This is a genomic window from Bradyrhizobium ivorense (genome assembly GCF_900696085.1).
Taxonomy (GTDB): domain Bacteria; phylum Pseudomonadota; class Alphaproteobacteria; order Rhizobiales; family Xanthobacteraceae; genus Bradyrhizobium; species Bradyrhizobium ivorense.
In genome coordinates, this window is the sequence record NZ_CAADFC020000028.1 from 764,090 (window position 1) to 779,057 (window position 14,968).

A 14,968-nucleotide genomic window follows, 5' to 3' on the forward strand; every position below is an offset into this window, starting at 1 on the left:
AACCCAGCGGCGTGATGCAACGAACGCAATGTCCGCTTCGCCCCTATAGCGGCTGGGTTCGCGCGGCGGCGCAATATGTCGCGACGGGGCCAGATGCAGACTCATGCGCCGCAGCAAACGAGGGGCTATTCGATCACCTCGTTGGCGCGAGCGTGCGCGGGCTCATTCGGGCAGCCCTGCTTTGCGGAGACCTTCGGTCAACAGCTTCGCGTTTGATTGTCCGCCCCGGGCGATCCACGCAGATATTGTGAAGGCGGGATCGAGCTCAAGCAGACGCGCCGCCGCCTCACGCGCCTCAACGTCGTGTCCGAGATGGGCGAAAGCGGACGCGAGAAAACGGTAAGTTCCCGGATAGGAAGGATGCTGACGAAGGGCTTTCCTCCCTACGACGATGGCCTCTTCAAAGCGACCAAGCTCAATAAAGGCAAACCCCATCCCAGCGAACACCATCAGCGGATCTACCGGACTCATGCGAATGGCACGTTCAAAGCTCCGAATCGCTTCCTCCGGCAGCCCCGCAATTCTATAGACCCAGCCTCGGGCGTTCCATGCGAGATATGAATTTGGGTTGAGCGCGACCGCCCGGTCAGCCATTTCGATCGCACTTTCATCATCGCCGACCATCCACGCCCAGATTGGGCCAGCCCGCGCCAAAATGTCTGGATCGCTGTCGTCGACGCTCAATGCCAGGCGAACAAGCCGAACTGCTTCCTTCCTCTCGAATTGAGGATCGCTCGTATAGCCGGAAAGGACGTTTTGCACGTGACAGGCACTTGCCAGAGCAGCGGCCAAACCATACCGAGGCTCAAGCTCCAGGGCGCGGTGAGCCAGCCGAAGCGCTTCGGCCAAACTCTCGCGGGTTATCAAATACCACTGCAGTGTGGCTCGGAGATAAAAATCATACGCGCTGAGGTTCTCTGGTCGCCGCCGCGTCGTCATTGCAAGTTCTGTTTCGAACAATTTCGGCTGGATGGCCGAGACAACGGCGACCGTGACTTCGTCCTGAAGCGCGAAAACGTCTGTCAGGTCACGCTCGATCCTGTCTGCCCAGATATGCGCGCCTGTTATCGCGTCGATCAATTGCGCCGCTATGCGAACTTTCCCTGAGGCCTTGCGCACAGACCCCTCGAGGACATAGCGCACGCCAAGCCTGCGCCCGACTTCCTTGATATCGACGGCTTTGCCCTTGAAAGTGAAGCTCGAATTGCGAGCGATCACGAACAACGATTTGAACCGCGAAAGCGCGGTGATGATCTCCTCAACCATTCCGTCCGCAAAATACGCCTGCTCGGGATCGCCGGACATGTTCTCGAACGGCAGCACGGCGATCGACGGCTTGTCCGGGAGTGGCGGGGCCGCACTTAGCCTCTCGGTTAGCGCGCTATGCGCTCCCGCGCGGACGGCGTATGTGCGGACCGGCTTGGAGATGTTCTTGAGCCGCTGCTCGCCGCGATCCTCGAAGCCAACGTCCAGCTTGCCTTCGACTTCGCTGTACACCTTTTCGGAAATCAGGACGCCTCCCGGGTCGGCGATCCCCTCCAGCCGCACAGCAATGTTGACCCCGTCGCCGTAGAGGTCGCCGTCCTGCCCAACGATAACGTCACCGAGGTTGAGCCCGACGCGTAACCTGAGGGGACTGCCGCCCGAGGCGAGATGATCCTGAATTTCAACCGCGCACCTCATGGCGGCTAAAGGACTCGCGAACTCGGCGAGCGCGCCGTCACCCGTAGTTTTGATAAGCCGCCCTTCGTGGCGGGAGAAACTAGGCTCGATCAGCTCTCGCTCCAGCCGCTCGAACTCGGCGTAGGTGGCCTCCTCGTCGCGTTCCATGAGCGCAGAATAACCCACCACGTCAGCGGCCAAGATTGCCGCTAGTCGCCTTTGAACCCGCTGCTCCGTCACAGCGCCCTCCGAACGACCAAACTAACCACGCCGCTGGGACAAGGAGCAGTCTAGCACTTTGCTGTGGACCTGTGAGCGGTAATTGGGGAGGCATTTGCCGGGCCCATGGCAGGGGCTGCGTTCGCTTTTCCGTTGCCGGGTGCAAGGCAAAGCGCCCCGGCCAATTCAATGCACTATGTCTCTTATGGGTCTTGGCCGTGTAAAAACGGCCCTTAGGGATGTCCGGCCTGGCAGCCAGAGCCTGGCGAATCTCAGGCCACGATCGCGACGATAAGCGGCTTGACCCCGACGATGTTCATGACCCGTGTCAGATTATAGGCCAGAACCGAGAGAGCCATCTCGGTAGCTACTTTTGGAAGCGTTTTGGTCAGGAAGTGCGTCGCTCCCATGCGGGCCTTCATCGTGCCGAACGGATGCTCGACTGTCTCGCGACGCTGGCGCATCGCTTCTGGGTTTGCATCAAGGCGCTGCTGCACGGCCTCGAGCAGATGCTCATGCTCCCACCGCGCAATTCGCCGCTCCGGCCCGGTTGTGCATTGCGATTTGAGCGCACAATTTTGACAGGCTGTGGTCCAGTAGCGCCGCAGCATCTTGCCGTCTTCTTCACTCGTATAGCGATACGGCAATCGCTCCCCAGCCGGGCATCGATAGGCGTCCTCCTCTGGCAAATAGGCAAAGTCCTGCTTACCGAAGCGCCCATCTGCCTTGGCACCTGATGTCAGCGGTTTGGGCAGGGTTACCGTGATGCCTGCTTCGTGACACGCGAGGATTTCTGGGCTGTTGAAGTAGCCACGGTCGGCCACAGCTTCCAGCGTCTCGGTCTTTAGAACAGCCTTCGCCTGCTTGGCCATATTGGCCAGTTGTGCCCGATCTGAGCCGCTGTTCGTTACCTCGTGCGTCACAATCAGATGATGCTTGGTGTCGACCGCGACCTGCACATTGTAGCCGACGACGCCGGACCCGCGCCCGCTGGTTGCCATCGAACGGCTGTCGGGATCGGTCAGGGAGATTTGCTGATCGGGTGACGCAAGCATCCGCTTCTCGTAGACAGCAAGCTTGCCCATTTCCTCCCTCAGCTTTGTCAGCTTCTCGGTGAGCCTCGTGACCTTCGCAGCCAGCGCCTCCGTCGGCTCCTGCCGGTCGGCGGTGTCGAGTTGGCTCAGATAGCGCGCGACGCTCTCCTCGAGCCGAGCACGCCGCCGCTCCACCTTCGCCCGGGTGAAGTTCCTGTCCCGGTTGTTCACCGCTTTGAACTTGCTGCCGTCGATGGCGACGCTCGACGTCGCGAGAAGCCCCATCTCTCGGCAGAGCTCGATGAAGCGCGCACAGACCTTGCGGAGCGCCAGGCCGTTGTCCTTGCGGAAATCCGCGATCGTCTTATGATCCGGAGCGAGCCGACCCAGCAGCCACATCACCTCGACATTGCGGCCGGACTCTCGTTCGAGCCGTCGGCTCGACTGCACCCGGTTCAGATAGCCATAGATGTAAAGCTTTAAGAGAACCGAGGGGTGGTACGACGGTCGACCCGTTGCCGCCGGCTCCACCCCCTCAAAGCCCATCTCAGCCAAATCGAGCGCATCGACAAACGCGTCGATCACGCGAACGGGGTTGCTCTCGTCAATGAAATCATCGAGGCATTCGGGCAATAGCGTCCATTGCCCGCGATCCGCCTCTTCAACGAAGCGACCCATCAATTTCTCCCTAGAATCACGGGAGAATCATAACCGCGGCACCGCGTTTTCACACAGCCAGGGTCACAAGCGGCGGTATGGACGAGCACGGACCGGCGTCCAGTCTGCCCCTATCAGCGGACATCACAAGGGCTTCGGCGGTGTTCGGCTTAGGGGCCATAAGCGGTCATTCCAAAGACACATGCTGAATAGATTGGGCAGGCAGACACGGCCGCCTTGAAACGCCGCACGATCTTGCTTCTCGGCTCCTTTGCATCACGATCTTGAGTGCACCATCGGCATAGGCCGGTGCAGCGTTCGTCGGCCTTATGCGGACTAATGTGAGAGCACCCGTGCCCGGCCGAAGCAAAGCCTCGATCTTATTTAGGCGCTCACCGCAAATAGATTCCAGCGTCCTTGCAAGCCCTTGAACTCGTGCGCCCCGCGCCCGGAGAACTTCAGCCCGGCGCCAGCGACAAGGTCGGTAACTACGCGGGAAACCAGGATTTCGCCTGCCCCGGCTCGCGCCATCACGCGGGCGGCGGCATGGACTGCGATTCCGCCGATGTCGTGGCCACGCAACTCGATCTCCCCCGTATGGAGACCGGCCCGCACCGGTAACCCCAGGCGGGCTGTTGCAGCTTCAAATGCCATCGCGCAACGGATCGCCCGCCCCGGCCCATCGAAGGTGGCGAGGACCCCGTCGCCGGTCGTTCTGACCAGATTTCCTCGATGCTGCGCCACGATCTGTTGCGCCGTGCGGTCGTGCTCATCGAGTACCCGACGCCATGCCTGATCGCCCATTTCGGCTGCCCGCCGGGTCGATTCAACAATGTCAGTAAACAGCACCGTAGCAAGCACACGATCGAACTCGGGCACGCTCATCTCTCGACGGCCAGTTACAAACTCCTCGATATCGCTGCACAAAGTCGAGTAATCGCCAGAGAAGATGAAATGGTCGCCACAATCGGCATACTCGATGATTTTCGCTCCTGAAATATGTGAGGCCAAATAGCGCCCATTGCCCACTGGTACACCTGCGTCTGCACGCCTGTGTAGCACGAGCGTCGGCACCTGGATGGTTGGCAGCACTGACCGCACATCGATCAGCATATTCTGGCGATACATCGCGAGGAGCGCGCCGGGACTGTACGTGAGACGCTCCAGTTTTCCAAGCTGACCGATGACGTTGGGCACCGCCGCGTGGCTTGGCAGGAGAATGCCGATGCCAAATGTGCCCGTTCCCCAATGAGCCGCCACGGTCTCGGCGCGACGGGTCCATTCCTCTTCAGAACGCATAAACGGATATTCGGGGGTACCGGTGAATCGCGCGAAACCGCCGTAAAGAATGAGATGCGAGGTCCGCTTCGGATAGGTCGCGGCGAACATCATGCTAATGGCCGCCCCTTCCGAGCAGCCGAGCAGAACCGTACGGGTGGATCCGATGTCGTCCATGATCGTGCGAATGTCGTCCATGCGCTGCTCAAGTGACGGAACACCGAACGCTCGGTCCGACAGGCCCTGGCCGCTCTTGTCGAACGTGACGACGCGGGCGAACGCCGCGAGGCGGCGCACGAAATCCGTGTAGCCGGCGATCTCGTGGAGAAACTCCACATGTGTGGTCATACCGGGAACCAAGATCAGATCAATGGGCCCATCGCCCATCGTCTGATAGGCGATGTTCAACTCCCCGCTTCGGGCGTAACGCGTCACCGGGAGATCGAGAGTGCTCATTGACAACACCTGCACTCAGATACAGGCCTGATGTAGCACCGCGCGGAGGGCCATGTTTACCTGCCCTGATCGTAGATCCAGTATATCACTTACCGGCGATGACGGCATTTCCGCTCGACTGACACGCCCCACTCGCATCAGACTGACTGCAGAACGTGACAGCAGTCCTTACGTTTGGGTGCATCCGGATGAGGGCGATAGGATTGAATGATTCCGTGAGAACTCGAAGTTCTCTTCGGGTCACAGGCCGAAAGTCTCACTTGGAGCAAATCTAGTCGGCACCAGCCGACACTGGCGGTAGCCGCGAAGAACACTTCCGCAACGGGTCATTTTCGACGGTTTCAACAGGGATTGTCGGCGGGCTGATGTCCACTTCTGCCCATAAGCGTCCAACCGGCGCCTGCCTCGAAGCGTTGCGGCGGATCAGGTCGCTGTGATTCAAGCTTCGAGTCCGCGTCCTAGCTCCGCATCCGGAACCGGGCGAGATAGTGCAGCCCGAACACCGAGATCAGGAACGTCACCCAGATCGTGTCCGCGCGGTCGAGGAAAAAGCTCTCCATCGACGAAAGATAGAGCCCGAACAGCCAGATGCGCAGGAACAGCATCGCCAGCGGACCGGCATTGCCGCCCTGATCGGCGGCCTGGAAATCGCGAAGCGGCTTGATCACGATCGCCGCGATCAGGAGCGCGAGCCCGGGCAGCCCGGTGCCGAGCGCGATGTCGAGGTAGCCGTTGTGGCTGTGCGAGGCCAGGGCGGCCCACTCCTTGCCCTCCTGCAGGTTCTGGATCGCGCTGCTGCCCCAGAACGACTCGAAGCCGTATCCGGTCCAGAGCCGCCGGCGCAGCGAATCGAAGGCGAACTCCCAGATATCGGCGCGGCCGGTAAAGGAGGTATCGAGCGGCAGCCGGCTCGCGACCGCATCGAGCGTATCGCTCATGACGGTGCCGACGCCGAGCAGATTGAGCAGCACCAGCGGCGTCAGCAGCAGCAGCGCCCGGCCCCAGAACGAACGAACCAGCGGCATCAGCGAAGTCAGCAGCAGCACGGCGAGACAAAGCGCCATCGAACTCTTGCCGGCGGTGCAAAACAGGAAGACCGCCGCGAGCCCCGACACGGCGATACCCGCCAGCCATCCGCCAACCCTGGTCAGCGCGATGCCGAGGAACAGCAGCATCGCCATCATCGCGGCAGCGACGTTCTTGTGACCGAACGCGCCGCGCCAGTGGCCGGCGAGCGCCGGCTCCTGCGGATCGCCGGCCTGGTGGATCGACAGATGCGGCGCTAGCAGCACGCCGAGATAACAGGTCGCGAGCAGCACCAGCGCGGCGATGCCGGCCCAGCGCAGCAGTTCGCCCTGGGATTTCGGCAGCAGCAAAATCGTCGCCGCCACCACGACCACGAACACCGACAGCGACAGTCGGCGCAGCGATGTCGCCGGATCGAACGACAGCACGACGGTGACGCAGATCCAGCCGGCGAACAGCAGGAAGGCCGGGGTCAGCAGCGATTTCAGCGCCGGCATGTTGTCGCCGATGGTCAGCGCCAGCATCACCACCATCAGCACGCCGAACAGGCCGTAGAGAAACGCGTCGCCGCCCGCGGTGACGTCGCTGAGATAAAACCCGCTGAGGTCCGGGAACGGCCGCAGCGAGATCCAGACCAGAAGCAGGATGCCGATGAACAGTGCACCGCGGACGATGTCCAGCACCGGCCGGCGCGCGATGCCGGCGACCAGCGCCCGGCCTTCCGCGGTGATCGGAAGATCGCTCACGACGCGATCTTGGAGGCCGCATAGGGCTGCGGCTCGATGCCGAGCACCGCCAGCGCGCTGCCGACGGCGACTACCATCGGATGCATCGCGATCACGGCCTGGTGCTCGCGCAGCACGATGCGCGCGAAGCGAAACAGCGAGAACGGCACCAGGCCGAACATCTTTGCCTTCACCGCCGCGCGCGACCACACCGTCCGCGCCGCCTTGCTTTCGATGTGATAGTTGATCGCGCCGATCCGCAGACCGCGCCGCACGATCCAGCCGAGACTGGTGCGGCTCTGCGGCACCGTCTCGCTGATCGCGGCCTCGACGATCCAGTAGAAGCGGAAACCCGCGCGGCGCGCCCGGGCGAAAAAATCGTGGTCGCCGCCGCCGAGGAAGTTGAAGCGCAGATCGAACGCCGGCTGGCCGAGCCGCTCGAACACCGCGCGCCGGATCAGGCAGTTGCCGCAGCCATAGATCACCGGAACCGGGCCGCTCGCATGATAGGCCGGCGCGAACGCCGGATGCCGCTTGAGGCCGCCCTTGTGCTTGTCATCGAAATTGGGCCACACCGGCCCGCCGATGATGGCGGCGCCGGAAGTCTCGGCGGCGCGCACCATGCGCTCCAGCCAATCCGGCGAAGCGACCTCGTCGTCGTCGATCATCAGGAAGTTCTGCGCGCGCGGAAAATTCTCCAGCGCGGTCTCGAACGCCGCGTTGATCGCCCGGCAATTGCCCTGGCGCGGCTCGACGATGCAGATGCCGTGCAGCCGGCCGGAATTGAGGAACTCGGCGGCGACCGGCGCGCTCTCGCATCGCCCGGCGTCGTTCTCAACCACGACGACGGCAAAGCGGCGCGCGGTGCGCTGCGCCGCGAGCGACTCCAGCGTCAGGCGCAGATGTTTTGGCCGGCGGAAGCTCGGAATGCAGATCACGGTTTCGACGGTGCAGTCGAGCGAAGACGAGGTGGTGACCCAAGCGCGGTCGGCAAAGGGCAGCTCGATCGACATCTCATCGCCTCCTGGCAATCCCGATCCGCAGCATGCATCGTCCCGCCACAGCTCAGAATGGGACATCACCGTCCCAAATTGATTGGCCTGTGCCGCGATGCAGACGCGGTTCAAACGTTACGGCGGCCTCATGGCAAAATCCGATCCAGCGGCTGCGCGCATCGCCGCGACTTCGTCCCAAGGTTAATTTGAACTCGAACGAACCGATCTATCGGCGCGAATACACCTATCAGCGCGACGGAGCCCATCAGCGCTGCACCCCTTAAAGGATCCTTAGGGTTAAGAGCGGCCCGCGCCCGCGACAGGCTGCGCGGCGGCGAGACTGGCATCCGAATTGCTCGGCACCGGCCGGATCAACGCGTTCTCCCAAAAACACGCAACAGCTGAGGTTCACCTTGAAAGCGCTCGACCTCGTCTCGCTCGGCACCAAGCATGTCCGCAACGCATTTTCAGAAGAGCTCTACCTGCGTACCGGACGCGACGTCACCCGCCCGGCCGCGATCTTCGCGGAGGTGGTGGAACGCTGCAATTACAAATGCCGCTACTGCGACTACTGGCGCCGTCCGAACTATCGCGACGAGATGAGCATCGAGGAGTGGCAGCGCGCGCTCGCCAGCCTGAAGGAATTCATCGGCGCCTATCATATCGAGTTCGCCGGCGGCGAACCCTACATCAAGAAGGGCTTCCTCGACCTGCTGCGGTTCTGCCGCGACAACGACATCCATTGGGGCGTCACCACCAATGGCGGCGCCTATCTCAACAAGAAGATCGTGACGCAGACCGTCGAGGCGCACCCGTTCAACATCAACATCTCGATCGACTCGACGGATCCGGCGATCCACAACTACTCGCGCGGCGTCGAGAACTCGCTCACTGACATCGTGCAGGGTATCCGCAACGTCGCCGACGCGCGCCGCGCCGCGGGACTGGATTTTCCGATCATCATCAAGCCGGTGGTGCACAAGCTCAATTTCCGCCGCCTGCCCGAAATGGTCGACTGGATTCAAGAGATCGGCGCCACCGCGCTGAGCTTCCAGCCGGTCGAGCAAGGCACGCAGGAGGTCGAGGACGAGCTGTGGATCGGCGAGAGCGAAATGGACGATCTCATCACGGTCCGCGACGAGCTGCTGCGGCTGAAGCGGGCGGGCGCGCCGATCCTCAACGGCGAGGCTTTGCTGCGGGCCTGGCCGAACCATTTCCGCCGCGAGAAGGCGCCGAAGGAAGTGATGCCGTGCCGGGTCGGCATGCGCAACTATTTCATCCGCTCGGACGGCCGCCTCGAAGTGTGCTGGTTCTTCAAGCCGATCGGCAACGTGCGCACCCAGACCGCGCGTGAAATCTGGTACAGCGAGGAAGCCCGCGCCCGCCGCAAGGAGACCATCGGCTGCGACAAGCTCTGCCTGTTCACCTGCCTCGCGCAGCGCACGCTGCAGGACAAGATGAAGATGGGCCTGACGCTGCTGACCGGCACCAAGGCGGCCTGACGCCGCAGCCGAAACAACGAAGCCCGATCGGTTCAGCGGACCGATCGGGCTTTTCTCTTTGAGTGGTCAGCCCGCGAACAATGTCCGGAACAGGCTCGCAGAATTGGGAAACCGGCCGGTGTCGATCTGCGTCGGCCACAATCCGTCGACGTCGAAATAGGCGGCATAGGCGATCGTGGCCTTGTTGGCCACGAACCAATCGTGCATTTGCTGCACGAAGTAAGCGTTGTCCCCGGCCTGACCGACGCCCCACTCGGGATAGCTCATCTTCTTGCCATGCGCGGCGGCGAAATCGCGCTGCCATTCGAGGCCGAACGGCACCTTGAGGCACCTGGAGGTCCAGCGTTCCACGGCAGTGCCCTCGGACCCGAAGTCGTAGATGTCGAGACCGATGATGTCGACGACATCGTTGCCGGGATAGGCCGCATCCGCCGGCATGCCCTGCGCTCCCCAGCCGGGGCACCAGTCGAATACGAAGCCAGCGGAATGCCGGCGGAAGATCCCGACCACGCGGCGGAACGCCTTCACATAGTCGTCCTCCTGCCCCTTGGCGAACCAGTTGCTGTCGGGAACGTTCATCTCCCAGCCCAAGCGGATGATCGCCCTGGGATGCGAGGCCGTGATCGCGCGTGCGGCCGCCTCGAAGTCGTGATCGTGCAGGCCGCCTGCGACATCGGCGAGCGGGGTGCCCGCAAAGCTGAGCGGCACCGACCAGACCACGTTGCGCGCAGGGTTGAGCTTGTTCCAGAGCGCCGGCACCCACGCGAACTGATGGAATTCCTCCCACGCCTTCTCGCCGTAGAAGTCGACGCCGAGCACCGAGGAGCGCGGCTGATTGAGCCATTTCTCCCACGCCTGCAGCACATGCTCGCGGCCGGTCTCGCCCCAATTGACGAAGGCGCCGGCGAACCGCGCGGAACCCGGTCCGAGTTGCGAGCGGCGGGACGGTGCGGCCCGCACCGCCGATGGTCCACCCAGGGCTAGCGCGGCGAATGCCAGAACGGCCCTTCGCGTGATCCCGTTGTTCATATCAACGCGCACCACACACTCCGATGGTTCTCACGCCGCGCGTGTCAAAAGCGGACAGCGCGGACAGCACGGCTGTTTCGAAATGGGCGCGCGGCGCCGCCACCGGTCCGGTCGCGCCGCTTTCGCGCCGGGAATGCCAACAGATTCTCATACTCATTCACCTGCACCGATTGCGTCGGCAATCGTGCCGCAGCCCTGCAATATCCGGGCTACACGCGATCGGCGCGGCAAAATCACGCGCGCGGATGGTTGCTTCGTCTCGTTAACCGATGCATCGCGCCGCGGTTGTTCCTTGATTAACCATCAGCGACCGCATGCGGCCCGCGCAAAAATGCTCCGGCATCGTTCTTGCTGAACTGGCACCAACAACCATTCCGGCGGGCTGCAACGTACCGTCCTGACACGGTACTGGCGGAGAGCATACAAGATGAACCCTGTCGCGTTGCTGACCCCGACCTACGGGCGCGATCTGGAAATCTGCACGCTGCTTTGCGAGAGCGTGGATCGCCACGTCACCTCCTTCTCCAGGCATTATCTGCTGGTTCCGGACTGCGACCTGCCGCTGTTCGCGCCGCTGGCGAGCGAACGGCGCATCATCATCCCGGCCTCTTCCTTCCTGCCCGACTGGCTGCGGCCGCTGCCGCGCATGATCCAGCGCAAGCGCCGCCAGTTCTGGTGGTCGCTGCGCACCAAGCCGGTGCATGGCTGGCACATCCAGCAGGTGCTGAAGATCGCCGCGACCATCTCGCTGCCTTACGAGCGGTTCTGCATCCTGGATTCCGACATCGTGTTCTTCCGCGACTTCGACCTGGCGCGGTTCGAATATCCGAACCGGATTCCGCTGTTGAAGATGCAGGGCGCCGTCACCGCCGACCAGCCGCGCCATTCGCGCTGGCTGGAAACCAGCCATCGGCTGCTCGGCCTGCCGACGCCGCCCTTCCCGGCGCCGGACTTCATCGGCCACATCATCTTCTGGGACAAGCTGACGACGAGGACGATGGTCGACCGCATCGAGGCCGCGACCGGCGTCAGCTGGATCGAAGCGCTGTGCCGGACCCGCGAGTTCTCCGAATACCTGCTCTACGGCTTCCTGGTCGAGAACGATCCGGACGCCGCGCAGCGCCACAGCGTCGTGCCCAAGACCCAGTGCATCAGCTACTGGGACGACCCGACGCTGAGCAAGGACGAGCTCAAGGGGCTGCTGCGGCGCGCCGACAAGGACGACGTCGCATTCTCGATCGCATCGTTCTCGGGCACGCCGGTCGCGACCATTCGCGAGGTGGTGGCCGAGAGCGACGCCATCCTGGCGCCGTCGCTGGCTCCCGCGGCCGCGGAGTTTGCCGCATCATGCTGATCGGACAGGCCAGCATCAATCTGACTGCCAACGTGCTGTCGGCGCTGCTCGGCCTGCTCAGCGTGTTCATCTTCACGCGGCTGTTCGCGCCGCATGATTATGGCGTCTATCTCCTGGGTGTCGGCTTCGCCTCCGTCATCTCCGTGTTCCTGGTCGGCTGGTTCCGCAATCTGATCCTGAGCGGCCATGCGCGCGATGACGGCACCGACGTCCGCGGCCTGGTCGTGTCGGGCTATTTGATCTGCTGCCTCACCGCGCCGATCGCCTGGCTGCTGGCGCGCTTGGTCGGGCTCGATGGTTCAGCCGCGCTGGCGGCCACCGCACTCGCAATTGCGATCGGCCTGTTCGAGCTGACGCAGGACCTGCTGCGCGCGCGGCTGAAGGCGCTCTCCGTGATGAAGGCGACGCTGGTCCGCGCCGGCGCGCTGCTCGGCTTCGGCGTCGTCGTGGCGCTGATCAGCCCGACCGGCGTGCTGTTGCTGCTTGCGGCGGCCGCGGCCTATCTCATTGCGGTGCTGGTGCAGTCGCGCAGCGCCTGGCGCGGCACCATCGTCAGCTTCGATCGCGCCGATTTGTCGACGCTGGCGCGCACCGGCCTGCCGCTGACGGTGTCGCTGACGCTGCTGGCGATCTCGAGCGTGACCGACCGTTTCATGATCGCCAATCTGATCGGCGCCGCCGACGCCGGCAAATATGTCGCGGCGCTCGACCTCGTCCGCCAGACCCTGATGATGCCGGCGATGAGCATCGCCGCCGCGTTCTTCCCGATGGCGGTGCAGATCCACGCCAAGCAGGGCGATGCCGCGGTCAAAACCCATCTTGTCGAATGCTTTGAGCTGCTCGCCGGCGTCACGCTGCCGGCCTGCCTCGGCTTTGCGGTGATCGCGGCGCATATCGCCAACATCGTGCTCGGCGTCGACTTCCGCGCGCTGGCAGGCGAGATCATGCCTGTTATCGCGGTCGCCGTGCTGTTCCAGGTGCTGACCCAGCAATATCTGCATGCGAGCTTCCTGCTGTCGGGCCGCAACTCGTTCTATTTGATCAACACCGCCTCGATCATCGCGGCCAATGTGATCCTGTCCTACGTGCTGGTCAGCCATTACGGCACGATCGGCGCGGCGTGGGCGCGGCTCGGCGCCGACATCACCGGCTTTGCCTGCGCCCTGATCCTCAGCCGCTTCGCCTTCCATATTCCGATCCCGCTCGGCCGGCTGGCTCTGATCGTGATCGCCGCGCTTGCGATGGTGCTCACCGTCGGTGCGCTGGACCGCGGCCTGCCCATCGCCGATCTCCCCGCCAGCATCGCGCTGATCGCCGCGGGGCTCGCCGTCTACGCGGCGCTGTGCGGGCTGTTCGACATCGCGCAACTGCGCGGCCGGTTGAAGCGGGGTTTCGCCATGTTCCGCGCCAAGTACGTAACAAGTTCGTAAATAGCAATGTTGGAATGAGCCGATGACCAAGTCCCTAGCGCTTGCCTCGCGTCGTGCGCCACTCGCTGATCTGACGATGCCGGCTCCGGCCGCAGCGGTCCATCCGGAGTCGCTGCTCGCGCTGCCGCCGGGCGAGGCCAAGCAGAGCCTGTTGACGGTGCACAGCATTCTGGAGGCGCGGCTGCCGGCCGGACCGCTTTCGATCTACGAGGCCGGCGGCGGCTCGACCAGCTATCTGCCGCTGAAAGTGCTGCGCCGCGCCCATGTCACCGTCGTCGATATCGACGAGGACCAGATCCGCAACAACACCTATGCGCAGGAGCCGATCCTCGGCGACATCCAGACCTACCGCTTTCCGCCCGGCCGCTTCGACCTGATCATCTGCTATAACGTCATCGAGCACATTCCCGATGTCGAGGCCGCGCTGCGCGGCTTCTGCGACGCGCTGAAGACCGACGGCCTGCTCTTGATCGGCGCGCCGAACCCGAAGTCGCTGTCCGGCATCGTCACGAAATATTCGCCGCACTGGTTCCACGTGTTCTTCTACCGCTACGTCCGCGGCGAGAAGAAAGCCGGGCTGCCGGGCGAGGCGCCGTTCCCCACCCACTTCCATCCGCTGGTCACACCAGCCAAGCTCGAGGCGTTTGCCGTCAAGCACGGGCTGCAGGTGATCTACCGCAAGAAATACGAGAGCCCGCGCTATCCCGAGATGCGCCGGCGCAAGCCGGTGCTCGCCGCCTGCATCGACGCGGCGGCGAAGCTGATGAATGCGTTGCTGCCGGGCAAGATCGACGTCCGGCACGGCGACTACCATGTCATCCTGCGAAAGCTCAGGTCATGAATGCTCTGTGGTCCGAGGCAAGGGTCAAGGTCAGCCACCGCCTGGCGATGCATGTGCAGGTCGAGCGTTTCCGCCTGCACAATGCGACGCCGATGGTGACCTTCTCCTTTGACGACCTGCCGAAGAGCGCCGCGACGCTCGGCGCCGACATCCTGGAATCCTACGGCGCGCGCGGCACCTTCTACGTGTCGGGCGGGCTGGTCGGGATCGACGCGCCGGACTGGGCGACCGGCAGCGCCGACGACGTCGTCTCGCTGTATCGCCGCGGCCACGAGATCGGCTGCCACACCTTCTCGCACCGCCGCGCCTGCGATCTCGACGAGACCTCGCTGGCCGGCGAGATCGCGCGCAATCGGACCTATTTCCACTCGCTCGATCCGACCATGACGGTCGACAGCTTCGCCTATCCGTTCGGCTACGGCTCCTACGCGCGGAAGTACCAGTTGAAGTCCGAATTCCGCACCTGCCGCAGCATCGTGCCGGGCGTCAACAGCGGCGAGGTCGACCTCCAGTTCCTGCGCGCGATGCCGCTGATCGATCGCCAGACCTCGCACGAGCGGATCGAGCAGGCCTTCGACGAGGCGGCAAGCACTAACGGCTGGTTAATTTTCTACAGCCACGACGTCGACGAGGCGCCGAGCCTCTACGGCTGCTCGCCCGACCTGATGACCTACGCGCTGGAAGCGGCGGCACGGCGCAACATCCCGGCACTGACGATGGCGGAGGCGTTCCGATGCGCCCGCGCTTAAACGCTTTGTTT

At 63.4% G+C, this 14,968-nt stretch carries 11 protein-coding genes; 5 read left to right on the forward strand and 6 right to left on the reverse strand.

The window, feature by feature from the left end; genetic code table 11:
* Positions 1–162: 162 nt before the first annotated feature.
* The 5 genes from CI41S_RS34740 to CI41S_RS34760 form a co-directional block, all read right to left on the reverse strand.
* Positions 163–1,863 (reverse strand): adenylate/guanylate cyclase domain-containing protein, encoded by a 1,701-nt coding sequence (locus tag CI41S_RS34740; RefSeq protein ID WP_172628298.1) that lies wholly within the window; start codon positions 1,861–1,863, stop codon positions 163–165.
* Positions 1,864–2,153: 290 nt separating this feature from the next.
* Positions 2,154–3,593, reverse strand: a complete 1,440-nt coding sequence (locus CI41S_RS34745) for an IS1182 family transposase (protein ID WP_139863495.1) — start codon at positions 3,591–3,593, stop codon at positions 2,154–2,156.
* Between the two features lie 363 nt (positions 3,594–3,956).
* A complete protein-coding gene (locus CI41S_RS34750; protein ID WP_139863496.1) occupies positions 3,957–5,306 on the reverse strand; it encodes an adenylate/guanylate cyclase domain-containing protein in 1,350 nt (449 codons plus the stop codon).
* 458 nt (positions 5,307–5,764) lie between these two features.
* The gene (locus CI41S_RS34755) at positions 5,765–7,078 is read right to left on the reverse strand and encodes an O-antigen ligase family protein (protein ID WP_139863497.1); all 1,314 of its coding nucleotides are present in this window, start codon (positions 7,076–7,078) and stop codon (positions 5,765–5,767) included.
* Entirely contained in the window at positions 7,075–8,070 is a 996-nt protein-coding gene (locus CI41S_RS34760; protein WP_139863498.1) for a glycosyltransferase family 2 protein, read from the reverse strand. The genes CI41S_RS34755 and CI41S_RS34760 overlap by 4 nt, the downstream gene beginning before the upstream one ends.
* A 395-nt stretch (positions 8,071–8,465) precedes the next feature.
* On the opposite strand from CI41S_RS34760, the gene CI41S_RS34765 reads away from it, so the two are divergent.
* On the forward strand, positions 8,466–9,554 hold the full coding sequence (locus tag CI41S_RS34765; RefSeq protein WP_139863499.1) for a radical SAM protein: 1,089 nt from the start codon (positions 8,466–8,468) through the stop codon (positions 9,552–9,554).
* 66 nt (positions 9,555–9,620) lie between these two features.
* On the opposite strand, the gene CI41S_RS34770 is transcribed toward CI41S_RS34765, so the two are convergent.
* Positions 9,621–10,595, reverse strand: a complete 975-nt coding sequence (locus CI41S_RS34770; RefSeq protein WP_139863500.1) for a glycoside hydrolase family 26 protein — start codon at positions 10,593–10,595, stop codon at positions 9,621–9,623.
* Positions 10,596–11,010: 415 nt separating this feature from the next.
* Between CI41S_RS34770 and CI41S_RS34775 the strand changes: the two genes are divergently transcribed.
* From CI41S_RS34775 to CI41S_RS34790, 4 genes are read left to right on the forward strand one after another with little or no spacing between them, the layout of a single operon-like run.
* On the forward strand, positions 11,011–11,937 hold the full coding sequence (locus CI41S_RS34775) for a DUF6492 family protein (protein ID WP_139863501.1): 927 nt from the start codon (positions 11,011–11,013) through the stop codon (positions 11,935–11,937).
* Positions 11,931–13,367: a lipopolysaccharide biosynthesis protein gene (locus tag CI41S_RS34780; protein ID WP_139863502.1), complete on the forward strand. Its 1,437-nt coding sequence runs from the start codon at positions 11,931–11,933 to the stop codon at positions 13,365–13,367. The genes CI41S_RS34775 and CI41S_RS34780 overlap by 7 nt, the downstream gene beginning before the upstream one ends.
* Before the next feature lie 22 nt (positions 13,368–13,389).
* Positions 13,390–14,208 carry a class I SAM-dependent methyltransferase gene (locus tag CI41S_RS34785; RefSeq protein ID WP_244626766.1) on the forward strand — a complete coding sequence of 273 codons (819 nt, stop codon included), beginning with the start codon at positions 13,390–13,392 and terminating at the stop codon, positions 14,206–14,208.
* Positions 14,205–14,957: a polysaccharide deacetylase family protein gene (locus CI41S_RS34790; RefSeq protein WP_139863503.1), complete on the forward strand. Its 753-nt coding sequence runs from the start codon at positions 14,205–14,207 to the stop codon at positions 14,955–14,957. Before CI41S_RS34785 ends, CI41S_RS34790 begins: the two co-directional genes overlap by 4 nt.
* Positions 14,958–14,968: the final 11 nt, after the last annotated feature.